At 66.0% G+C, this 23,081-nt stretch carries 17 protein-coding genes; 11 read left to right on the forward strand and 6 right to left on the reverse strand.

What is annotated here, in order from left to right:
* Positions 1-107: 107 nt before the first annotated feature.
* From FSV73_RS11750 to pncB, 10 genes are all read left to right on the forward strand, one after another.
* A complete protein-coding gene (locus FSV73_RS11750) occupies positions 108-1,115 on the forward strand; it encodes a DUF481 domain-containing protein (protein WP_145007901.1) in 1,008 nt (335 codons plus the stop codon).
* A 151-nt stretch (positions 1,116-1,266) separates the two neighbouring features.
* Positions 1,267-1,725 (forward strand): FxsA family protein, encoded by a 459-nt coding sequence (locus tag FSV73_RS11755; RefSeq protein ID WP_145007903.1) that lies wholly within the window; start codon positions 1,267-1,269, stop codon positions 1,723-1,725.
* Positions 1,726-1,914: 189 nt separating this feature from the next.
* A complete protein-coding gene (locus FSV73_RS11760; RefSeq protein ID WP_058763482.1) occupies positions 1,915-2,208 on the forward strand; it encodes a co-chaperone GroES in 294 nt (97 codons plus the stop codon).
* A 39-nt stretch (positions 2,209-2,247) separates the two neighbouring features.
* The gene (gene groL / locus FSV73_RS11765) at positions 2,248-3,888 is read left to right on the forward strand and encodes a chaperonin GroEL (protein WP_145007905.1); all 1,641 of its coding nucleotides are present in this window, start codon (positions 2,248-2,250) and stop codon (positions 3,886-3,888) included.
* Positions 3,889-4,085: 197 nt separating this feature from the next.
* Positions 4,086-4,760: a response regulator transcription factor gene (locus tag FSV73_RS11770; protein ID WP_145007907.1), complete on the forward strand. Its 675-nt coding sequence runs from the start codon at positions 4,086-4,088 to the stop codon at positions 4,758-4,760.
* A 2-nt stretch (positions 4,761-4,762) separates the two neighbouring features.
* Positions 4,763-6,079: a sensor histidine kinase gene (locus FSV73_RS11775; RefSeq protein WP_145007909.1), complete on the forward strand. Its 1,317-nt coding sequence runs from the start codon at positions 4,763-4,765 to the stop codon at positions 6,077-6,079.
* A gap of 62 nt (positions 6,080-6,141) precedes the next feature.
* A complete protein-coding gene (locus FSV73_RS11780; RefSeq protein ID WP_145007911.1) occupies positions 6,142-6,828 on the forward strand; it encodes a class I SAM-dependent methyltransferase in 687 nt (228 codons plus the stop codon).
* Positions 6,829-6,856: 28 nt separating this feature from the next.
* Positions 6,857-7,555 (forward strand): lipopolysaccharide kinase InaA family protein, encoded by a 699-nt coding sequence (locus FSV73_RS11785; RefSeq protein WP_145007913.1) that lies wholly within the window; start codon positions 6,857-6,859, stop codon positions 7,553-7,555.
* The gene (locus tag FSV73_RS11790) at positions 7,552-7,770 is read left to right on the forward strand and encodes a hypothetical protein (RefSeq protein ID WP_186309214.1); all 219 of its coding nucleotides are present in this window, start codon (positions 7,552-7,554) and stop codon (positions 7,768-7,770) included. Before FSV73_RS11785 ends, FSV73_RS11790 begins: the two co-directional genes overlap by 4 nt.
* 81 nt (positions 7,771-7,851) lie before the next feature.
* Positions 7,852-9,054, forward strand: a complete 1,203-nt coding sequence (gene pncB, locus FSV73_RS11795) for a nicotinate phosphoribosyltransferase (RefSeq protein ID WP_145007915.1) — start codon at positions 7,852-7,854, stop codon at positions 9,052-9,054.
* A gap of 21 nt (positions 9,055-9,075) precedes the next feature.
* Here pncB and selO read toward each other — a convergent pair whose 3' ends face one another.
* The 3 genes from selO to FSV73_RS11810 form a co-directional block, all read right to left on the reverse strand.
* Positions 9,076-10,536 carry a protein adenylyltransferase SelO gene (gene selO / locus FSV73_RS11800; protein ID WP_145007917.1) on the reverse strand — a complete coding sequence of 487 codons (1,461 nt, stop codon included), beginning with the start codon at positions 10,534-10,536 and terminating at the stop codon, positions 9,076-9,078.
* A 154-nt stretch (positions 10,537-10,690) separates the two neighbouring features.
* Positions 10,691-14,035: a mechanosensitive channel MscK gene (mscK, locus tag FSV73_RS11805; protein ID WP_145007919.1), complete on the reverse strand. Its 3,345-nt coding sequence runs from the start codon at positions 14,033-14,035 to the stop codon at positions 10,691-10,693.
* Between the two features lie 98 nt (positions 14,036-14,133).
* Positions 14,134-15,873, reverse strand: coding sequence for a potassium/proton antiporter (locus FSV73_RS11810; protein ID WP_145007921.1), 1,740 nt, complete (start codon positions 15,871-15,873; stop codon positions 14,134-14,136).
* Between the two features lie 129 nt (positions 15,874-16,002).
* On the opposite strand from FSV73_RS11810, the gene FSV73_RS11815 reads away from it, so the two are divergent.
* Positions 16,003-16,839: a 23S rRNA (adenine(2030)-N(6))-methyltransferase RlmJ gene (locus FSV73_RS11815; protein WP_145007924.1), complete on the forward strand. Its 837-nt coding sequence runs from the start codon at positions 16,003-16,005 to the stop codon at positions 16,837-16,839.
* A gap of 608 nt (positions 16,840-17,447) precedes the next feature.
* On the opposite strand, the gene msrA is transcribed toward FSV73_RS11815, so the two are convergent.
* The 3 genes from msrA to aceF form a co-directional block, all read right to left on the reverse strand.
* Entirely contained in the window at positions 17,448-18,107 is a 660-nt protein-coding gene (msrA, locus tag FSV73_RS11820; protein WP_145007926.1) for a peptide-methionine (S)-S-oxide reductase MsrA, read from the reverse strand.
* Between the two features lie 81 nt (positions 18,108-18,188).
* Positions 18,189-20,795, reverse strand: a complete 2,607-nt coding sequence (locus FSV73_RS11825; protein ID WP_145007928.1) for a putative bifunctional diguanylate cyclase/phosphodiesterase — start codon at positions 20,793-20,795, stop codon at positions 18,189-18,191.
* Positions 20,796-21,075: 280 nt separating this feature from the next.
* A complete protein-coding gene (gene aceF / locus FSV73_RS11830; RefSeq protein ID WP_145007930.1) occupies positions 21,076-23,061 on the reverse strand; it encodes a dihydrolipoyllysine-residue acetyltransferase in 1,986 nt (661 codons plus the stop codon).
* Positions 23,062-23,081 lie beyond the last annotated feature (20 nt).

Consider the following 23,081-nt stretch of genomic DNA (forward strand, 5'->3'; position numbering starts at 1 on the left):
CTAACTTTTACCCAGTAACGGTTGCGCCGCCCTCAGGCACCCGGATAATCGCGGCCTCTCGTTTCGTTACCTTTCCACCCAAGTCCACCCAAGGTGTCCTGGTGCCCATGCGTTTTCGATTCCTTTCCTCGCTCGCGCTGTTGTCACTCGCCTCCTTCGCCCACGCCGACACGGTCTGGCTGAAGAACGGCGACCGCCTCACCGGAACCATCAAGCTGCTCGACAGCAAGAAGCTGCTGCTGCAGACCGAATACGGCGGCAACATTCCCCTGTCGTGGGACAAGATCAAGACCCTGCAGCGTGACAAGCCCGTCATCGTCCAGCGCGGCAAGTACGAGCCCGACTTCCCCGTGGAAAGCCTCAAGCCGGCCGACGACGGCCAGGTGGTGGTCACTACCACGGACGGCCAGCAGACCGTGCCGCTGGCGAGCATCACCCAGATCGTGCCGCCGCGTCCCTTCCTGCGCGATTTCGCCTGGAAGGGCAACATTGATGCCGGCCTGGACTACATCAGCTCGTCCGAAGACAGCGAAAAGTACGACATCGACTTCAAGACCCAGGCACGGCACGGCATGTGGCGGCACAACGCCAACGGCAGCTATGACCGCTACGAAGCCGATGGCGCGGTATCGACCAGCAAGTACGATCTGCAGTACGCCCTGGATCGCTTCTTCGACGAGAAATTCTTCTGGCAGGGCCGCGCCGAATACAAGCGCGACTGGATCCAGGAGCTGGCCAAGCAGCGCACCCTAGGTACCGGTCCCGGTTACCAGTTCTGGGATAACGAGCTGGGCGCCTTCTCCCTCACCGGGCTGCTCAACCACAACCGCTACCAGTACAAGGACGGCGGTTCCGACCAGTTCCTCTCGGCGAGCATGAAGTGGGACTACAACCGGTACCTCTACGGTCAGACCATCCAGTTCTTCACCACCGGCGAGATCGGCCGGCCGCTGGACAACACCGCCAACCTCACCTTCGACGGCGACGTCGGCCTGAGGTACAAGGTGACCAACTGGGCGTCCCTCAACCTCAAGGCGTCCAAGGAACTCACCAGCGGTGCCGAGGGCAACGTCAACCAGACCGAGTACACCGCCGGCGTCGGCGTCTCCTGGTAACGTCATGTTTCCCTGACTGCCGTACAGACCGTCAAGGCCGCGATTCTCGCGGCCTTTTCGTCTGCGCGGGGCCCGGCGCGAGCACCTTGAAATCGGCCTGGCCGCCTCCATCTCTTGGCTTTCAACCGGTTTCTACCGTGAAGGACTCGAGATGCGCGTGACCGCCTTACTCTTCTTGCTGTTTCCCTTTGTGGAACTGGCTGTTCTCATCAAGATCGGCAGCGAAATCGGCGTGCTCGCCACCTTCGCCCTGCTGCTGCTGAGCTTCCTGATCGGCGTCGCCCTGCTGCGCATCGCCGGTTTCACCACCCTCTGGCGCATCCGCATGCGCCTGGCCCAGGGGCAGATGCCCGAGCAGGAGGTCATCCAGGGCCTGACCCTGGCGATCGCCGGCGCCCTGCTGATCTTCCCCGGCTTCATCAGTGACGTCCTGGCCCTCGTCTGCCTCCTGCCGGTCACCCGCAAGGCCCTGCTGGGCGCGGTGATCGCCCGGGTAACCCGGCGCCCTCCCGATGCCCAGGGCTATCAGCCGGGTCCCGGCCATTCCGCGCCCCATCGCCCCGAGGTCATCGAAGGTGAAGTGATCCACCGCGATGAGGAAAAGCGCTAAAAATTTTGCGGGCCACCCTTGAAATGCCTGGCGACAACCTCATGTAGCGGACACCGCAAGGTTGTCGCCGCGAGGCGAGCAGGTTTCGCGTCCCGTCATGCACGGGGCGCACCCGGCGCAGCCGGTCAAAACAAACTGCCGATGCAGTCATCGGCGCTGGAAACACTCAGAACTTTGGGAGATACGACAATGGCGCTTCGTCCTCTGCATGATCGCGTTGTGATCCGTCGCAGCGAAGAAGAGACCAAATCCGCTGGCGGCATCGTGCTGCCGGGCTCGGCTGCCGAAAAGCCGAACCGCGGTGAAGTGGTTGCCGTAGGCACTGGACGCGTGCTGGACAACGGTGAAGTCCGGGCTCCGGCGGTAAAAGTGGGTGACAAGGTGGTGTTCGGTCCTTATTCCGGCAGCAATGCCATCAAGGTCGATGGCGAAGAACTGCTGGTGATGGCCGAGTCCGAAATCCTGGCCGTCATCGAAGGCTGATCCCCGCTCACTTTTCGAATTTCTTAGAGGAAACAGAACATGGCTGCAAAAGACGTCAAATTCGGTGACTCCGCGCGCAAGAAACTGCTGACCGGTGTCAACACCCTGGCCGACGCCGTCAAGGCCACCCTGGGCCCGAAAGGCCGCAACGTGGTTCTGGAGCGTAGCTTCGGTGCTCCCCTGATCACCAAGGACGGCGTTTCCGTCGCTAAGGAGATCGAGCTCAAGGACAAGATCGAAAACATCGGCGCCCAGCTGGTGAAAGACGTGGCTTCCAAGGCCAACGACGCGGCCGGCGACGGCACCACCACCGCCACCGTGCTGGCCCAGGCCATCGTCACCGAAGGCCTGAAGTCCGTGGCCGCCGGCCTGAATCCGATGGACCTGAAGCGCGGCATCGACAAGGCCACCGCGGCCGTCGTCGCCGAGCTGAAGAACCTGTCCAAGCCCTGCGCCGACAGCAAGGCCATCGCCCAGGTAGGCACCATCTCCGCCAACTCCGACGACAGCATCGGCAACATCATCGCCGAAGCCATGGAGAAGGTCGGTAAAGAAGGCGTCATCACCGTCGAAGAAGGCTCGGGCCTGGAAAACGAACTGTCCGTCGTCGAAGGCATGCAGTTCGACCGTGGCTACCTGTCCCCCTACTTCATCAACAAGCCCGACACCATGTCCGCCGAGCTGGACAGCCCGCTGCTGCTGCTGGTCGACAAGAAGATCTCCAACATCCGCGAACTGCTGCCGGTGCTGGAAGCCGTCGCCAAGGCCGGTCGCCCGCTGCTGATCGTCGCCGAAGACGTCGAGGGCGAAGCCCTGGCCACCCTGGTGGTCAACAACATGCGCGGCATCGTCAAGGTCGCTGCCGTCAAGGCGCCCGGCTTCGGTGATCGTCGCAAGGCCATGCTGCAGGACATCGCCATCCTGACCGGCGGTACCGTCATCTCCGAAGAAGTCGGCCTGAGCCTGGAAAGCACCACCCTGGAGCACCTGGGTCAAGCCAAGCGTGTGGTCCTGAACAAGGAAAACACCACCGTCATCGACGGCGCTGGCGTCGAGGTCGACATCCAGGCCCGCATCAAGCAGATCCGTGCCCAGGTCGAAGAAACCTCTTCCGACTACGACAAGGAGAAGCTGCAAGAGCGTCTGGCCAAGCTGGCCGGCGGTGTTGCCGTGATCAAGGTCGGCGCTGCCACCGAAGTCGAGATGAAAGAGAAAAAAGCCCGCGTCGAAGACGCCCTGCACGCGACCCGCGCTGCAGTGGAAGAAGGCGTGGTGCCTGGCGGCGGTGTCGCCCTGGTGCGTGCCCTGGACGCCCTGAAGGATCTGAAAGGCATCAACGAAGAGCAGAACGCCGGTATCAACATCCTGCGTCGCGCCGTCGAAGCGCCCCTGCGCCAGATCGTCACCAACGCCGGTGACGAAGCCTCCGTCGTGCTGGACAAGGTCAAGCAGGGCAGCGGCAACTACGGCTACAACGCCGCTACCGGCGAATACGGCGACATGCTGGAATTCGGCATCATCGACCCGGCCAAGGTGACCCGCAGCGCGCTGCAGGCCGCTTCCTCCATCGCCGGTCTGCTGATCACCACCGAAGCCATCGTGGTTGAGCTGCCGAAGGACGATGCAGCCCCGGCCATGCCCGACATGGGCGGCATGGGTGGCATGGGCGGCATGATGTAAGAACCGCTCCGGCCCCCGGGCCGAGCCGAACCCCGGTGCTCCTCGCGGACACCGGGGTTTTTTCATGGCCGGTGATCCTGGCTGACCCCACCCTGAGCGCCGCCGCTGCGCTGGTGGAGGGCGTGGGCTGCAGGTAGGCTCTGTGCCTAACGAGCAATGACGGCCCCTGCGATGGGCCCGGGCAAGAGGTCAGCGACATGCGTATCCTGGTGGTGGAAGACAACAAGGACATCCTCAGCAACCTGCTGGATTACCTCAGTCTCAAGGGCTACAGCGTGGATTGCGCCCAGGATGGCCTGTCCGGCCTGCACCTGGCCGCGACCGAGCACTACGACCTGCTGATCCTCGACATCATGCTGCCCGGCATCGATGGCTACACCCTTTGCCAGCGCCTGCGCCAGGACGCCCGGCGCGATACCCCGGTCATCATGCTCACCGCCCGCGATCAGCTCGACGATCGCCTGGAAGGCTTCCGCTCCGGCGCCGACGACTACCTGGTCAAGCCCTTCGCCCTGTCCGAACTGGCCGCGCGCGTCGAGGCGGTGATGCGGCGGACCAAGGGCGGCGGCCGCCGCCAGTTGCAGGTGGCCGACCTCAGCTACGACCTGGACACCCTGGAGGTGAGTCGCGCCGGTACGCCGCTCAAGCTCAATCCCATCGGCCTGAAGATCCTCGCGCTGCTGATGCAGAAGAGTCCCCACGTGGTGCGCCGCGAGTTCCTGGAGGAGGCGGTCTGGGGCGAGGACTATCCGGACAGCGACAGCCTGCGCAGCCATGTCCACCAATTGCGCCAGGTGATCGACAAGCCCTTCGCCCAGCCGCTGCTGCGGACCATCCACGGCGTGGGCTACAAGCTGGTCGAGCAGGATTAGCCATGGAATATCACCTGAGCCTGTCGCGGCGGATCGTCATCGCCTTCGTGCTGATGACCTTCCTGGTCGGCGGCGTGTTTTCCCTGGGCATCGTCGCGGTGGTCCACACCGTGGAGGAACGGCTGATCTCCACCGACCTGCGCAACGAACTGGACCGCATGGTGCAGCGCGACATGAGACGCGGCGGCCAGCCGGTGCTGGACCCCGACATGCGCCTGTATTTCGTGCCGCTGGCCGATGCCGCGCAGCTGCCCGCGCACCTGCGCGACCTACCGGCGGGCTTCAGCGAGGTGGAAGAAGACCACCAGTACTTCTATGCCTACGTGGCCGAGATCGACGGCAATCACTTCGTGCTGTTGCAGAACCAGAGTGATTTCGAGGCGCGCGAGCGGCTGCTCTACAAGGTGGTGCTGATCGGCTTCCTGAGCAGCGTGGCACTGGCCTGGCTGCTGGGCTGGGCGCTGGCGCGGCGGGTGATCGCCCCGGTGGTACGGCTGGCGCGCCAGGTACGGCGCCGCGACCAGATCCTCGATGTGACGCCGCCGCTGGCGCCGGACTATGCCAAGGACGAGGTCGGCGAACTGGCCGGTGCCTTCGACGATGCCTTCGATCGGCTGCGGGCCGCCCTTGTGCGCGAGCGGCTGTTCACCAGCGATGTCAGCCATGAGCTGCGCACTCCGCTGATGGTGATCAATTCCTCCTGCGAACTGCTGGCCGCCGCGCCGAACCTGCCGCCACGCGCTCAGGGCCCGCTGGAGCGCATGACCCGCGCCGCGCGGGAGATGCAGGAGCTGGTGCAGACCTTCCTCGCCCTGGCGCGCAACCAGGGTGACAACGATACCCAGGTACCGCGGGCCACCCTGGCCGAGGTGGCGCGGCGCCAGACCGCGGAGTGGCAGGCGGCGGTGGAAGCCAAGGGCCTGCAATGGCGCCTTAGCGTGGCGCCGGAGGCCGATCGCTACCTCTGGCACGAGCCCTTCCTGCGCGCGGTGATGAGCAATCTGCTACGCAACGCCCTGCACTACACCGAGCGCGGCTACATAGGGCTGCAGGTGGGCGCCACCGGTTTCGCCGTCGAGGACAGCGGCGTGGGCATTCCCGAGGAGCAGCGCGAGGCCATGTTCCAGCCGTTCGTGAGGGGCGCCGAGGGGCGCGGCGAGGGGCTCGGGCTGGGGCTGTCGCTGGTGCGGCGGATCTGCCAGTTGCAGGGCTGGAGCGTGGCCCTGGGCGATAGCGCCGTGGGCGGCTGTCGCTTCGACATCAGCCTGGGCAGCGAAAGGGTAGCAGCGGGAGATGACAGAATTTTCACAAGCGCTTGACCGGGGTTTGACAGCGGCCTGAGTAGGGTAGCGGCACCTCTCTACTCCCAGGAGCCGCCTCCGTGAAAGCGCCCATCGACCTGCCCTTTTCGCAAAAGTACGACGCCGACCACGCTCGCCAGTATTTCCTGAAGCATCAGGACGGCCTGGCTCGCCGCCTCTCCAACTGGCGCGACCAGCAACTGGCCCGTCAGGCGCTGAGCATCGCCGGCCAGCCCAACCTGGTGCTGGACCTGCCCAGCGGCGCCGGGCGCTTCTGGCCGCTGCTGGCGGAGAAGCGCAATCGGGTGATCATCGGCGCCGACTATTCGGAAAACATGCTGGCCACCGCCCGGGAGCAGCAGCCCGCGGAGGTCGTCGCCCGGGTCAAGACCCTGCAGACGTCGGCTTTCGCTATCGACTTGTCCGACAATTCTGTAGATTGCATCTTCTGTATGCGCCTGCTGCACCACGTCGGCGAGTCGGCGGACCGCCTGGCTCTGCTGCGCGAGTTCCACCGGGTCACCCGCGACAGCGTCATCCTGTCGCTGTGGGTCGATGGCAACTTCAAGGCCTGGCGCCGTCAGGCGCTGGAGCGCCGTCGGCAGGCGCAGGGCCGCGACCGTGGCGGCTACCAGAACAGATTCATCGTCGAGCGCAGCCAGTTCGAGGCGGAGGTCGCCCAGGCCGGCTTCGTCGTCGACCGGGCCCTGGACTTCCTGCCGGGCTATGCCATGTGGCGGGTCTACGTCCTGCGCAAGGCCAACTGACGCTATTCCATAACAAGAGAGGCAATCGATGGGCGCCGTGACGCAAGGCGAAGAGGGTTTCGAGCGCTGGTGGAACACCGCCGGCGACTGGGTGGAAGCCCCCAACGTGCGCCGCGGCGGCGAGAGTGGCGTCCAGCGCCTGCGCTTGCCCGACGGTACCCTGGCCTACGTCAAGCGCCAGGTCGGCCATCTCTATCGCAGTCTGCGCCATCCCCTGGGGCGGCCCACCGCCCTGCGCGAGCGCGATGCGCTGCTCGCCTTCCGTGACCTGGGCATCAAGGTCCCCGAGTTGCTGTTCTGCGATGCTCGGCAAGCCCAGGGTAGCTGGCGTGCGCTCTTGGTCAGCGCCGCCCTGGAGGGCTACCAGGACCTCGACCAGTGGTATGCCGAAGGCGCTGGCAGCCAGCTCAGCGACGCGGAGCACGAGCGCTTCCTGACCACTCTCGGCGAGGTGCTGGCGCGCATGCACAGCCATCGCTGGCAGCATGGCTGCCTCTATCCCAAGCACATCTTCGTGGCCGAGCGGCAGGGCAGCGCGGGCAAGGAATTCTCCGTCGCCCTGCTCGATCTCGAGAAATGCCGGCAGCGACTGTCGCTGGACACGGCCGCCCGTCGGGATATGCTGCAATTACGCCGCCATTCGTCGTGGAACGCTGCGCAATGGCGAACTCTCCTCTACGGTTACCACCAAGCGTTGGGACGACAGATCAGAGGGTTGGAGCCATGACTTCACAAATTACTCGAGGTTTGCTGATCGCGGCTTTTTGTGGCGTCACCACCTTGGCCTATGCGAGCTGGTTGCGCCCGTCAGCCGCGGTGGTCGGTAGCGAGGAACTCAGCTATTGCCAGACCCCGGTCGCGCGGAACCTGGCCACCTCCAACACCGGCAGCCACGACCTGCTGCTCTTCCTCTTCGGCATGACCCAGACCCACAACCGCTGAGCCCGGCGCGGCCAAGGTCCTTTCGCTTCCCCGCCAAGTTCGGCATGCTGTCGCTTGACCAATCGCTGCCGAGCCCCGCCAATGTTGGCCGATAGTTTTTCCGAGCAGGCCGTGCAGAGCCTGTTGGACACCGACTTCTACAAGCTCACCATGATGCAGGCCGTCCTGCACAACTATCCGAACGCGGAAGTCGAGTGGACCTTTCGCTGTCGCAATGACGAAGACCTGCGGCCCTACCATGCGGCCATCCAGGCCGAAATCGATGCCCTCGCCGACGTCGCCATCAGCGACAGCCAGCTCGAGTTCCTCGAGCGTATCGCCTTCATCACTCCCGATTTCATCCGCTTCCTGCGGCTGTTCCGCTTCAATCCGTCTTATGTCTTCCTCGGCGAGGACGAGGGCCGCTTCACCCTGACCCTGAAGGGGCCCTGGCTGCACCTCATCCTCTTCGAGGTGCCCATCCTGGCGCTGATCAGCGAGGTGCGCAATCGCCAACGCCATGCCGAGCTGCCGCTCCAGGTGGCCCAGGACCAGCTCTACCGCAAATTCGATTGGCTGGCGCGCGAGGCCGGCGCCGATGAGCTGGCCGAATTCAAGATGGCCGACTTCGGTACCCGGCGGCGTTTCTCCTATGGTGTGCAGGAAATGGTGGTGCGCAGCCTGAGGGACGACTTCCCCGGGCGCTTCGTCGGCACCAGCAACGTGCACCTGGCCTGGAAGCTGGGAGTCGCGCCCCTGGGTACCATGGCCCACGAATGGCTCATGGCCCACCAACAGCTAGGACCGCGGCTGATCGACAGCCAGATCGCCGCGCTCGATTGCTGGGTGCGCGAGTATCGCGGTCAGCTCGGCATCGCCCTGACCGACACCATCACCATGGACGCCTTCCTGCGCGACTTCGATCTCTACTTCGCCAAGCTCTTCGACGGCCTGCGCCACGACAGTGGCGATCCGCTGCAGTGGGCGGAAAAGGCCATCGCCCACTACCAGCAGCTGGGCATAGATCCCCTGACCAAGACCCTGGTGTTTTCCGATTCGCTCAACCTGGAAAAGGCCCTCGCCCTGTTCCGCGCCCTGCGCGAGCGGATCAACGTGAGCTTCGGCATAGGCACCCATTTCACCTGCGACATCCCCGGGGTGCAGCCGATGAACATGGTGCTCAAGATGAGCCGCTGCAACGGCCAGCCGGTGGCCAAGATCTCCGATGCCCCCGGCAAGGCCCAGGGCGGCGAGCCGGACTTCCTGCACTATTTGCGGCACGTCTTCCAGGTCGACGGCGCCTGAGTCCAGCGCCGCTGCCCGGAGTCACGAGGAGCAGCTGATCTCCAGGTGCTTGCCCCAGTCCGGGGGCCGCTGGGCGAAGCGCTCGCGGCCCGGCTGGGCCGCGAAGGGACGCGTGAGCACCTCGTGCAGCAGCCGCACCTCGCTGTAATCGCCCGCTTCGGCCTGCTCGATGGCCTGCTGGGCCAGGTAGTTGCGTAGCACATACAGCGGATTGACCGCGTTCATGCGCCTGGTCCGGTCGGCCGGCGCACCGCCTTCGGCGTCCAGGCGGGCACGATAGGCCTGGCTCCAGTCGTCGAAGCCACGCAGGTCGATGAAGTCCTCGCGGACCCGGGCGAGGGCAGCCTCGGGCGCCTCTTCGCCCAGGTGCCGGAAGAACAGGTGGTAGTCCACGCCGCCCTGCTGCATCAGGGCGAGCAGGCGCTCCACCAGCTCCTGGTCCTGCTCCCGCGCCTCCTGCAACCCCAATCGCCGCCGCATCAGGTCCAGGTAGTGCGCCTGGTAGAGCGGCAGGAAGAGGGCGATGCCTTCCTGCAGGGTCTCGACCGCCACCTTGGGCGTCAGGGCCTGGGCCAGGGCCGCGAGGTTCCAGTGGGCGATGGGTACCTGGTTGCTGTAGGAGTAGCGCCCGGTGTGGTCGGAGTGGTTGCAGATGAACTGGGCGTCGAAGTCGTCGAGGAAGGCGAAGGGGCCGAAGTCGAAGGTCAGGCCCAGGATCGAGAAGTTGTCGGTGTTCATCACCCCATGGCAGAAGCCATAGGCCTGCCAGTGGGCGATCAGTTGGGCGGTACGCTCCACCACCTCGCGAAAGAGCGCCGCCCAGGGCTCGGGCGTGGCCAGCGACTCGGGAAAGTGCGCCGCCAGGACGTGCTCGCCCAGCTGTTCGAGCAAGGCGTGCTGGCGGGTGTAGTAGAAGTATTCGAAATGACCGAAGCGTACATGGCTGGGCGCCATACGCAGCAGGGTGGCGCCGGTTTCCAGTCGCTCGCGCACCACCTGGGTGGAGGAGCCGATCACGCACAGCGCCCGGGTGGTGGGGATGCCCAGGGCATGCAGCGCTTCCGAGGCGAGGAATTCGCGGATGGAGGAGCGCAGCACGGCGCGCCCGTCGCCCATGCGCGAGAAGGGCGTGAGGCCAGCGCCCTTGAGGTGCAGGTCCCAGTGCTCGCCGCGGTCGTTCACCACTTCGCCCAGCAGCAGGCCGCGGCCATCGCCGAGGCGCGGGTTGTAGGAGCCGAACTGGTGGCCGGAATAGACCATGGCCCGCGGCTCGGCGCTGTCCCACAGCTTGGCGCCGGCGAACACCTGGGTGAATTCGGGCGTCGCCGCCTCGGCCGGGTCCAGGTCCAGCAGCGCCATGGCCGCGGGCGAGGCGACCACCAGCCGCGGATCGTCCAGCGGCCGTGGCTCGATATGCGTGGAGAAGTCATCGCCCAGGCGGGCGAATCTGTTGTCGAAGGTCAGGTCGAGCAGCTGTTTCATGGGTGTCCCAGGGGCTGGAGAGCCTGTTCATGATCTCGCGAGCTAGAGCCAAACAAGGCGAAGAGGCCTGAGGAAGCGTAGTTAGAATTCCGAGGGCCTTTTCAACGTCTTTTGGCCGACGCGCAGCAGATTATGGACAGGCTCCTAGAGGCCGTCAGGCCTTGGTTGGCTTGGGATCCTCGGCCTCCTGCTGGGCATCCCCTTCAGGTAGGAGGGGCGTTTTGCCCAGTTGTTTCTCCGCGCCGTGACGATTCTTCAGGGTGATCTCCATTTGCGGCGTGGACAGCAGGTTGATACCGGCCTCGCGCAGCAGCTGATCGATCCGCCGGATCAGCTCGTCGGTGGCGGCGCTGCGGTCGCCCAGCTCGCGCACATAGATGCGCAGCTCGTGGTCGAGGGTGGTGGCGCCGTAGTGGATCACGTACAGCGAGGGTTCGGGGTCGTGCAGCACCCGCACGTTTTCCTTCACCGCCTGCATGATCAGTTGCTGGGCCTGGGCCAGGTCGGTACCGCGGTTGATGCCGAAGGTCAGCACGATGCGGGTGACGGTGTCGGTCAGCGTCCAGTTGATCAGCTGGCTGGTGACGAAAGTCTTGTTCGGCACCACCACCGACTTGCGGTCGGCATCGGTGATGTGGGTGGCGCGGATGCGGATCTTGTTGACCGTGCCGGTGACGTTGCCGATGGTGATCAGGTCGCCGACCCGCACCGGGCGTTCGAAGAGGATGATCAGGCCGGAGATGAAGTTACCGAAGATCTCCTGCAAGCCGAAACCCAGACCGACGGAGAGGGCCGTGGCCAGCCACTGCAGCTTGTCCCAGCTGACCCCGAGGGTCGCCAGGGTGGTGACCGTACCGAAGCCGACGATGACGTAGGACAGCAGGGTGGTGGTGGCATAGGCGCTGCCCTGGGCCAGGTTCAGCCGCGACAGCACCAGCACCTCCAGCAGGCCGGGCAGGTTGCGCGCCAGGGCCACGGTGAGCGCGGCGATGACAAGAGCGATGATGAACACCCGCAGGGTCAGGGGGACCTGGGTAGCCGCGGCGCCGGTGCCGCTGGTGTACTGGTAGAGGGTGACGTTGTCCAGGTAGGAGAACACCGCCACCACGTCGGCCCAGACTAGGTAGAGCACGCCGAGGAAGGCCAGCAGCAGGGTCAGGCGCAGCAGCCGCGAGGATTGCTGGTTGACCTGCTCCATGTCCAGGGTCGGTTCCTGGACCACCTCGACGCCCTCGGCGTCTTCCTGCTGCGCCTGACGCTTCTGGATGGCGCGCTGGTAGGCCAGGCGCCGTGCGGCCACGCTCAGGCCACGGGCCAGGGTGGCCTCGAGGATGATCCAGGCCATCAGCACATAGAGGGTGTCCACCAGGCGGTCGGTGAGCTTGAGCGCGGTGTAGTAGTAGCCGAACAGCACGGCGAAGAACAGCACGGCCGGGATGGCGGTGATCATCAGGCCGAGCAGCAGGCGGAAGAACGGCAGGCGTTCGCGGGCGGTGGCGTTGAGCAGCGAGCGGCCCAGCATCCAGGCCAGGCTGGCGTAGGCCACCAGCACGATGAGGATGCCGAGCACGTCGTCGGCCAGCCCGGCCAGCTGACGCTCGGCGATGGCGACCACCGCCATCAGCGCCAGGGCCAGCAGCCCCACCCGGCGTACCAGCCGACGCAGTGACTGCGCCTGGGGCCGGGCCCAGCGGAAGTGGGTCTCGGCCACGCCGCCGGAGGCGAGCAGGCGATAGACCGTGTAGAACACCAGCCAGCCGGCGGCGATTTCCAGCAGGGCCGCGCCGATGGCGGCGTTGACGCCACGCTCGTCGCCCTCCAGGGCCACGCCGCCCAGCCAGAGCACCAGGCTCGCCGGCAGGCCGAGGAGGATGGTGAGCAGCACGGCCTGGGGCGTGTGCAGCTGGCTGTCACGCTGGTAGTGGCCGATGTCCTGGTTGAGCCGGTTGACCCGCGCATGGATACGCGGCCGCTGCCAGATCAGGGTGGCGAAGGCCAGCACCAGCGGCAACAGCAGCAGCGGTCGCTCCGCCAGGCCCACGTAGAGTTCGTGGAGGCTGGAGCCCCAGGGCACGTCACGCAGTTGCTGCATCAGCTTGCGTGGGGCGCTCTTCACCCAGTTCCAGTCCAGCGGCTTGTTGCTGGGAATCCAGAACATCTGCTCGTCGAGGGTACCGCGCAGGCTGCTGATGGTGCTCTGCAACTGGCGCTGATTGAGTTGCAGGTCGATGGACTCGCTGAGCAGCGAATTGAGTTCGGTGTTGAGTCTTTCCTGCAACTCGCTGCGGGTCTTGAGCAGGTCGAGCAACTGCTGGCGCAACTGCGGCGTGACCTTTTCCGGCGGCTGCTGGGCCAGCAGGTTGCTGACGTAGGCGTCGGGATTGGCAATCTGCGCGCGCTGCTGATTCAGCTCGAACTGGTAGAGGCGCAGATCGGCGATGTCGTCGGTGAGGTCCTTGTTGACCTTGACCGAGGGCAGCGCCGCGCGCTGCTGGTAGAGCAGCTTGGACAGCAGCACGCTGCCCTTGAGCACGCTGATCTGCTGATCCATGTTCTCGGTGGTCTGCTTGAGCTGATCCAGCTGCTGGCGGGACTCGAGATTGCGCCGGTTGAGGTCGTTGAGCCGATCGGTGGCGCGCAGCAGGTAGTCGGACAGCTGCAGGTTGAGCCCGGTTTCCTGGGACAGCACGTCGTCGCCGGCGGTCTTCTCCGATTCGCGCGAGGCCTCGGCCAGGGTCTTTTCCGACTGCTGGCGACGCTTGCCGCTGATGAGGGTCTGCAGGTCCAGGGTCTCCTGCTCGTAGCGCTTGACCTGTTCGCTGAAGAGTTCGCGGCGCACGGCGCCGAGGTCCTGCAGGACGCTGTTGCCGGCCAGCTCCTGGCGCAGCAGCTGGATCTGCGCATTGGCCGCGGCCTGTTCCGCCAGCAACTGGCCACGCCGCTCGGCGGTGAGGGCCTTGGCATTCTCCCGTCCCGTCTTGAGCAGGTCGGCGATCTGCTGCAGGCGCGTCTGCAGGTTGGCGATGTCCACCTGGGCACGCTCGGGGCGGGTCTGGGCGTTGATCACCAGGCTGTTGGCCGCGTTCAGGTCGTCCTGCACGCTGTTGAGCGCCAGGCTGGTCTCGCTCAGGCGCTGCTCCAGGGCCTGGGGCGTGGCGCCGGCATAGCGCTGGTCGGCCGGCTTGACCGGCTCGGCGCGCAACCGGGCCAGTTGCCGCTGGGCATCCTTGGTTTGCTGGGGCGCCTGGGCCAGTTGCTGGCGCAGATCAGCCAGCTGCTTGACGTACTGGTCGCGCTGGTCGAGCAGCTTCAGCGTCTGCTGCAGGCTGTCCTGGGCTGCGCTCTGCTCGGCGGCGGGCAGCTTGCGATCGGCCAGCCCGCTGAGGCTCTGCTGCACCTGCTGGGCATCGGGCAGCGCGGCTTCCTGCGCGGAGACGGGAAGGGTGAACAGGCAGCCGCAGAGGGCGGCGGCGCGAAGCAGGGCGGACAGGCGGTGCATGCGGCAGGCGTCGGGCAGTGGAAAGGCGCGAGGTTAAAGCCAGGCTGCCCAGGGTGCAAGGCAGGGCCGTCCGCGCCGCGAACCCCGTTCATCCACCGTTAAAGAAACAGCGCGGGTCCGCTGCTGCGGCCTTCGGGAAACTTCACGCCGACCTTGCGGACGCGCTTGTTCTCGATGGCCGCGACGATCCAGACCAGGCCGTTCCATTCCACCAGGTCGCCGACGATGGGTTCGCCGCCGATCTCATGGGTGATGAAGCTGCCCAGGCGCTGGTTGCCGTCCACGTTGCCGAGCTGCAGGCCGTACAGGGCGGCCACGGCGCTGAGTTCGGCATCGGCCTCGAGGACGAAGTCGCCGAAGAATCTCTGGGTCTGCTGGGGGGCCTGACTGAACAGGCGTCCCAGGGCCGGCAGATCGTGTTCGTGGCCGACCACGCAGAGGATGTCGCCGGCTTCCAGGGTGGTACTGCCGGAGGGGTGCAGCAGCGTCTCGCCGCGGAACAGCGCGGCGATGCGGGTACCCTCGGGCATCTTCAGCTCACGCAGGGCGGCACCGATGCACCATTTCTCCGCGCCCAGGCGATAGATGAACAGCTCCCACTCGCTGGTGGGGTGGACCTGCAGGCCGGCGCGGGAGAAGGGCGCCGGCTCCGGGGGTACCGTCACCTTGAGCAGCTTGGCCGCCAGCGGCAGGCTGGAGCCCTGCACCAGCAGCGACACCAGCACGATGAAGAAGGCCACGTTGAAGAACAGCTGGGCCTGGGGCAGCCCGGCCATCATCGGGAAGACCGCCAGGATGATGGGGACCGCGCCGCGCAGCCCGACCCAGGCGATGAAGGCCTTCTCGCGGTCGTGGAAGGCGCGGAAGGGCAACAGGCCGATGGCCACCGACAGCGGCCGGGCGACCAGGATCATCCACAGCGCCAGGCCCAGGGCGGGCAGGGCGATGGGCAGCAGGTTGTGGGGCTCCACCAGCAGGCCCAGCACCAGGAACATGCCGATCTGCGCCAGCCAGGCCATGCCATCGAGCATGTGCAGCATGCTGTGGCGGCTGCGGATCGGTAGGTTGCCCATCAACAGACCGGCCAGGTACACGGCGAGGATGCCGCTGCCATGGGCGGCGTTGGTCAGGGCGAAGATCAGCAGGCCGCCGCTGATGGCCAGCAGCGGATAGAGGCCGTCGGCCAGGTGGATACGATTGATCAGTTGCAGCAGCAGCCAGCCGCCGCCCAGGCCGATGACGCCGCCGATGGCGAATTCGCTGACGAAGTGGCCGAGCAGGCTCCAGGTGAAGCCGGTCTGGCCGCTGGCGAGCATCTCGATCAGGGTGACGGTGAGGAAGACCGCCATGGGGTCGTTACTGCCCGACTCGATTTCCAGGCTGGCGGTGACCCGTTCGTTGAGGCCGCGACCGCCGAGCAGCGAGAACACCGCGGCGGCGTCGGTGGAACCGACGATGGCCCCGATCAGCAGGCCCTGCAGCAGGCTGAGGTCGAACAGCCAGGCGGCGGCGATGCCGGTCAGGCCAGTGGTGATCATCACCCCCACGGTGGCCAGCGACAGCGCCGGCCAGAGTGCCACCCGGAAACTTGACACCCGGGTGCGCATGCCGCCATCGAGCAGGATCACCGCCAGCGCCAGGTTGCCTACCAGGTAGGCCATCGGATAGTTGTCGAAGGCGATGTGCCCGGGGCCATCGACCCCGGCGAACATGCCGACCACCAGGAAGATCACCAGGATCGGGATGCCGATCCGCGAGGAAATCGAGCTGACCAGAATCGACAGGCCGATCAGCACCGCACCGATCAAGAACAAACTGTTGATGGTGACGGCGTCCAAGCGCGACTCCTATGGCAAAGGATTGAAGAACCTAGGGATTTAACCCGCTGGGCGGCCGGGGTGTCAAAGCGCAGCGCCGCCCTGGGCGGAGGAAGGCGGTACACTGTAGGGCTGACGCTGGAGTATCCCATGAATTACCGACACGCCTTCCATGCCGGCAACCACGCCGATGTCTTCAAGCACGCCACCCTGCTGCGGCTGGCCGTCTTGCTGGCGCGCAAGGAGACGCCCTTCGCCTACCTGGACAGCCATTCCGGTGTCGGTCGCTACGACCTGGCCGGGGACCAGGCCAGTCGCACCGACGAATGGCGCGAAGGCATCGGCCGACTCTGGGCGCTGGAGTCCTTCCCTGCGGCCTTCGCCGGCTACCGTGAGGCGGTCGCGGCGCTCAATCCCGCTGGCGCGCTGCGCTACTACCCCGGCTCGCCCGAGCTGATGCGCCAGGCTTTGCGGCCCCAGGATCGGCTGCTGCTCAACGAGCTGCATCCCGAGGATGGCCGGCTGCTCAAGGAAAACATGGCGGGCGACCGCCGGGTAGCGGTCCACCAGAAGGACGGTTGGCTGCTGCCCAGGGCGCTGCTGCCGGTCGTCGAACGCCGGGCGCTGCTGCTGATCGATCCACCCTTCGAGAAGACCGATGAGCTGGAACGCTGCGTCACGGCGGTGCAGGAGGCCATCGGCCGGATGCGCCAGACGGTGATCGCGCTCTGGTATCCGATCAAGGATCGCCGCCAGCTCAGACGCTTCCACGCGGGGCTGCAGAGCAGCGGCGCGCCCAAGCTGCTGTGCGCCGAATTGCTCATCCGCCCGGCGGACGATCCCACCCGCCTCAACGGCTCCGGCCTGGCCATCGTCAACCCGCCCTGGGGCCTGGAAGAGGAACTACGCGAGCTGCTGCCCTGGCTGGCCGAACACCTGGCCCAGGGCGAAGGCAGCTGGCGACTGGAATGGCTGATCGCGGAATAAGCCTTCCGCCGTTTTGGATCGAGCCTGGACAGCGTTGGGCTTCGCTGCGCTCAGCCCAACCTACCAGAGCAGCCGGAGCGCCTTGTAGGTTGGGCTGAGGCGGCTTCATCGCCGAAGCCCAACGGGACGGAGTCGAGCCTGGGCATTGTTGGGCTTCACTGCGCTCAGCCCAACCTACCAGAGCAGTCGGAGCGCCTTGTGGGTTGAGGCGGCTCCACCGCCGAAGCCCAACGGGGCGGGATCGAGCCTGGGCACTGTTGGGCTTCGCTGCGCTCAACCCAACCTACCAGACCAGCCGGAGCGCCTTTGTAGGTTGGGCTGAGGCGGTTCCATCGCCGAAGCCCAACGGGGCGGAATCGAGCCTGGGCATTGTTGGGCTTCGCTGTGCTCAGCCCAACCTACCAGAGCGATCGGAGCCGCTTGTAGGTTGGGCTGAGGCGGCTCCACCGCCGAAGCCCAACGGGGCGGAGTCGAGCTTGGGCACTGTTGGGCTTCGCTGTGCTCAGTCCAACCTACCAGAGCAGTCGGAGCGCCTTGTAGGTTGGGTTGAGGCGGCTCCATCGCCGAAGCCCAACGAAGCGGTTAAGCGCTCATCCGTGTCCGGGATTTCAGCGCGCCAGGCTGGGTGGCAGGCAGACGCCGGTACCCGCCAGGCCGCAATAGCCATTGGGGTTCTTTGCCAGGTATTGCTGGTGATAGGCCTCGGCGTAGTAGAACGGCGGCAGCGGAGTGATCTCGGTGGTGATCTCGCCGTAGCCGGCCTCGGCCAGTTGGGCCTGGAAGGCCGCCTGGCTGGCCTCGAAGGCCTCGCGCTGGCTTTCGTCGGTGTAGTAGAGCGCCGAGCGATACTGGGTGCCGACGTCGTTGCCCTGGCGCATGCCCTGGGTCGGGTCGTGGGCTTCCCAGAAGAGCTTCAGCAGCGCATCCAGCGAGGTCTGGGCCGGATCGAACACCACCAGCACCACCTCGGTGTGGCCGGTCAGGCCGGAGCAGACTTCTTCGTAGGTCGGATTGGGCGTGTAGCCACCGGCATAGCCGGCTGCCGTGGTCCAGACCCCGGGTTGTTGCCAGAAGCGTCGCTCGACGCCCCAGAAGCAGCCCATGCCGACCACCAGGCTCTGCAGGCCGGCGGGGAAGGGACCCTGCAGCGGATTGCCATTGACGAAGTGGGCCGCCGGCACGGCCATGGCCGTTTCGCGACCGGGCAGCGCCTGTTCGGCGGCGGGCAGGTGGCTTTTCTTGGTCAGGATTTCGGAACGCAGGACCATGGGATACCTCGTTGGAAAAGGTCAGGCGAAAGACTCAGTGTACGCAAAATCGCCGTGGCCGGGTCGGCACCGCTCGGCGGCTCAGCGCGCCTGCAGGTAGCGCGCCAGGGCGGCGTCGAGCTGGTCGGCCGGAATGGGCTTGTCGAACAGATAGCCCTGGCCGATATCGCAGCGATGATGGCGCAGGAAAGCCAGCTGTTCGGTCGTTTCTATGCCCTCGGCAACCACCTGCAGCCGCAGGTTATGGGCCATGGCGATCACCGCGGAGGTGATTTCCATGTCGTCCTGGTTGTCCGGGATGTCCTTGATGAAACTCCTGTCGATCTTGATGATGTCGATGGGGAATTTTTTCAAGTAGCTGAGCGACGAATAGCCGGTGCCGAAGTCGTCCATCGCCAGGCTCATGCCCAGGCGCTTGAGGGCTTCGAGGGTGTTGCGGGTGGCGTCGGTGGCATCCAGCAGCAGGCTCTCGGTGAGCTCCAGTTCCAGGCGCTCGGGGGCGATGCCTTCCTCGTCAAGGATGGTGACGAAGGACTGCACCAGATCGGGATCGGTGAATTGCTTGGGCGACAGGTTGATGGCGATCTGCAGATCGGCGAAACCCGCGGCGGCGAGGCGGTGCAACTGGCGGCAGACCTCGCGGATGATCCATTTGCCGATGGGCACGATGAGCCCGGTTTCCTCGGCGATGCTGATGAACTGGTCGGGGCGGATCATGCCCTTTTCCGGATGCTGCCAGCGGATTAGGGCCTCCAGGCCGAGCAGCTTGGCCCGGCGCAGGCAGACCTTGGGCTGGTAGTGCACCAGCAGCTCGTTCTGCTCTAGCGCCCGGCGCAGGTTGTTCTGCACGAACAGCTTGTTGCTGGCCTCGGCGATCAGCGCCTCGGTGAACACCTGGACCTGGTGGCCGCCCGTGGCCTTGGCGCGGTGCAGGGCGAGGCCGGCGTGCTTGATCAGGGTCTGGGGATCGGTCTCGTGCGGCCGTGCGGTGGTCAGGCCGATCGAGCAACTGATCAGGGTCGGGTGACCTTCCACGTAGAGCGGCGGGTCCAGGGCCACCAGGGTGTCGCGGGCCAGGCTGGCGGCAGACACCGCGTCCATGCCCTCGAGCAGCACGGCGAATTCGTTGCTGGCGATGCGGGCGATCAGCGCCCCCTTGCCCAGGGCGCTGCGCAGGCGACGCGCCAGGCCGACCAGCAACTGGTCACCGATGCGGTGGCCCAGGCTGTCGTTGACGCGCTTGAAGTTGTCCACGTCCACCAGCAGCAGCGAGTGTTCCCGGCTGGGATTCGACTGCTCCAGGCGCGCCTCCAGGCGGGCGATGAAATGGCTGCGGTTGGCCAGCCCGGTGAGGCTGTCGCGGAACACCATCTCGTCGTTGTGCTGCTGGGCGAAGCGGGTCTTGCTGGTGTCCTGGAAGATCCCGAGATAACCCTGGAGGTCACCGTTGGGCTGCTGGATCTTGGAGATCGACAACTGGCCCCAGTAGGTCTCACCGTCGCGACGATAGCAGCGCAACTCGCCCTGCCAGCTGTCCTGGTGGGCCAGGCGCTGCCAGCCTTCGTAGAGTAGCTCGCTCCAGTTCTCCAGCGCCGGCAGGGATTCGATCAACATGCCCTGGAGCTTGCCGATGGGATAGCCGGTGATCCGCGCGAAACTGTCCGTGGCGTGCTCCAGGCGGCCGCTGGCGTCCAGCAGCAGGAAGGCATCGCTGCTGGCCTCCATCACCCGGGTCAGCGGATGGGCGATCTCCGGCACGCTGTTCGCCTGGTGTAACAGGGTCGCCAGACACTCCGCCAGGCTGCGGGCGAAGGCGACGTCCTCGGCTTCCCAGGTGGCCGCCCGGTCGCGTCTCAGGCAGAGCAGGCCGGTCAGCTGGCCGTCATGGACCAGGGCCACGTCCAGCGCCGTCCCGCCGCCGGTGTGGAGCGGCTGCAACACCTGGCTGGCATCCTCGATCACCCCTTCCTCGCGGAGGCGGCGGCGGTGATTGCTGCACAGCGAGGGCAGGCGCTCCTCCTTGCACAGGGTGACCAGGCCATTGCCTTCGTAGCGCCACAGACTCAGCTGGTCGACGGCGAAGGCGGCGGGTCCCTGGGTGCGCAGCAGCTCCACCAGTTCGTCGTCGACCGGTGCCTGGCGCAGCGCCAGGCGGGCCAGTTCGAGCAGCAGGCTCTGCCGCGCCTGGGCCATCGCCAGGCGTTGCTGGCTATGGTCCTGGCTGTCCTGCAGCAGCGAGAGCGTCGAGCGCAGGGCCAGGTTGTGGGCTTCCCATTCGCCGGCCAGGGCATCGTCGTTCAAGACCCGCAGCAGGTAGCCCTGCAGCAGCGGGCGGCCATGGCGCTGCAGACTCTCGCCCACCTCGATGACCTGGCAAGGCGCGCCGGGGGAATGGAAGAGGTAACGCACCTGATAGCTGCCATGTTCGGCGAGCTGCAGCTGGATGTCCTCGTGCAGGCGGTGACGGACACTGGGTTCCATCAGGCTGGCGTAAGGGGCATCGATGAGGGAGCACAGCGCCTGGGCGGGCAGGCCGAGGCTGGTCTCGCAGCGGGAGTCGAGGTAGAGCATCGCCCAGGAGGCTTCATTCAGACGTTCGAAGCGCAGCAGGCCCAATCGGGCAGGCGCTTTGAGAGCGCCCGCCTGATCGGCTACCGCGGCATCGGCAGCATCGGAATGAATACTCATGCGAGGGTCCGCGTCCTTGTGAAGACGGAAAGAGGTCCTAGGGTTATCGGAAAGGACAGACAAATCATTAATCCTTTTTCCTCTCCGCCTCGCCAGCACGCTGGGATGGCTGCCAAGGGTGCCCGATGAGACCCGACGGGTGCAAGGGCGAAGGCCGAGCACCCATCCTACCTTTTTCCTCGGTCTTTCGGTGGAGCTGGCAGCAGAAACCCCGCCAAGGCGGGGTTTCTGCTCTACACCGGAGGACGGTGACCAGGTCCGGTCACCGCCGCGTGGCGTGTTACAGCAGCAGGCCGCGGATCTCGGCCAGCAGATCGCCCAGGCGCTTGGTGAAGCGCGCCGCGGCAGCCCCGTTGATCACACGGTGATCATAGGACAGCGACAGCGGCAGCATCAGGCGCGGCTGGAAGGCCTTGCCGTCCCAGACCGGCTGCATGCTGGCCTTGGACACGCCGAGGATCGCCACTTCCGGGGCATTGACGATCGGCGTGAAGCCGGTGCCGCCGATGTGACCCAGGCTGGAGATGGTGAAGCAGGCGCCCTGCATGTCGTCACCGCTGAGCTTCTTGGTCCGGGCCTTTTCCGCCAGCTGGGCGGCTTCGGCGGCGAGTTGCAGGAGGCTCTTCTGGTCGACGTTGCGGATGACCGGGACCAGCAGGCCGTCCGGGGTGTCCACGGCGAAGCCGATGTTCACGTACTTCTTGCGGATCACCGCCTTGCCGCTGGGGGCCAGGGAGGCGTTGAAGTCCGGCAGCTCCTTGAGCACATGGGCACAGGCCTTGAGCAGGAACGGCAGGATGGTCAGCTTGACGCCGGCCTTTTCCGCCACGGCTTTCTGGCCAACGCGGAAGGCTTCCAGATCGGTCACGTCGGACTGGTCGAACTGGGTGACGTGGGGCACGTTCAGCCAGCTGCGATGCAGGTTGTTGGCACCGACCTGCATGAGGCGCGTCATCGGCACCTCTTCGATCTCGCCGAACTTGCTGAAGTCCACGGTGGGGATCGGCGGGATGCCGGCGCCACCGGTGGCACCCGCAGCCGCGGCCGGAGCCGCCTTGCTCTTCTGCAGCTGATCCTTGACGTAGGTCTGGACGTCTTCCTTGAGGATACGGCCCTTGGGACCGGTCGGAGTGACCTCGCCCAGATCGACGCCGAACTCGCGGGCGACCATACGCACGGCCGGGCCGGCATGGACCTTCTTGCCCTTGCCGGCGGCAGGCGCGCTGGCGGGAGCGGCGGCCTTGGCCGGAGCCTCGGCTTGCTTCGCCGGCACCGGGGCGCTGGCAGCGTTGCCGGCAGCCGGCTTGGCGGCCTGCTTGGGTGCGGCACCGGCCACCTTCAGGGTCAGGATCAGATCGCCGGTCTTGGCCTGGTCGTTGACCTTGATGGCGACGCTCTCCACCACGCCCGCTTTGGGCGCCGGGATTTCCATGCTGGCCTTGTCGGACTCCAGCACGATCAGCGACTGCTCGGCCTTGACCTGGTCACCGGCCTTGACCAGCACCTCGATGACGTTGGCACTGCCGGTGGAACCGATGTCGGGGACCTTGATTTCCTCGACCGACTCACCGGCCGGCTCGGCGGCGGCTGCCTCGTGCAGCTCGGGCTCGGCGGCTTCCTTGGCGGGCTTGTCGCCGGCCTTGGACTCCACGCTCTTGCTCGGCTTGGCGTTGGCGGCGCCCTTGAGCACCAGGATCAGATCGCCGGTGCCCACTTCGTCGCCGACCTTGATGGAAACGCTCTCCACCACGCCAGCGGCGGGGGAGGGGATTTCCATGCTGGCCTTGTCGGATTCCAGGGTGATCAGCGTCTGCTCGGCGGCGATGGTGTCGCCGGGCTTGACCGCCACCTCGATGATGCTGGCCTTGCCGCTGGAGCCGATGTCGGGGACATGGATCTCCTGGGCTTCGCCTTCGCCGGCGGACGCCGAGGCGTCCTCGTCGCCGGCCGGCGTCGGGGTTTCGCTTTCCTCGACCTGGGTCTGCTTGGACTCGGCCTTGGGTTCGGCGGCGGGTTCGCTGCCGGTGGCGGCGTCCTCGCCTTCCAGGTCGATCAGCAGATCACCGGTCTTGAGGGTGTCGCCGACCTTGATGTGCAGGGCGGCGATCTTGCCGGCCTTGGGGGCCGGGATCTCCATGCTGGCCTTGTCGGACTCCAGCACCACCAGGCTCTGCTCGGCCTCGACGGTATCGCCGACCTTCACCAGCAGCTCGATGACTTCGCCGTCGCCACTGCCGATGTCGGGTACGCGGATGGTCTCGCTCACAATTGTTTCCTCTTATCCGT

The sequence above is a fragment of the Pseudomonas oryzihabitans genome (assembly GCF_007665395.1).
GTDB lineage: Bacteria > Pseudomonadota > Gammaproteobacteria > Pseudomonadales > Pseudomonadaceae > Chryseomonas > Chryseomonas psychrotolerans_C.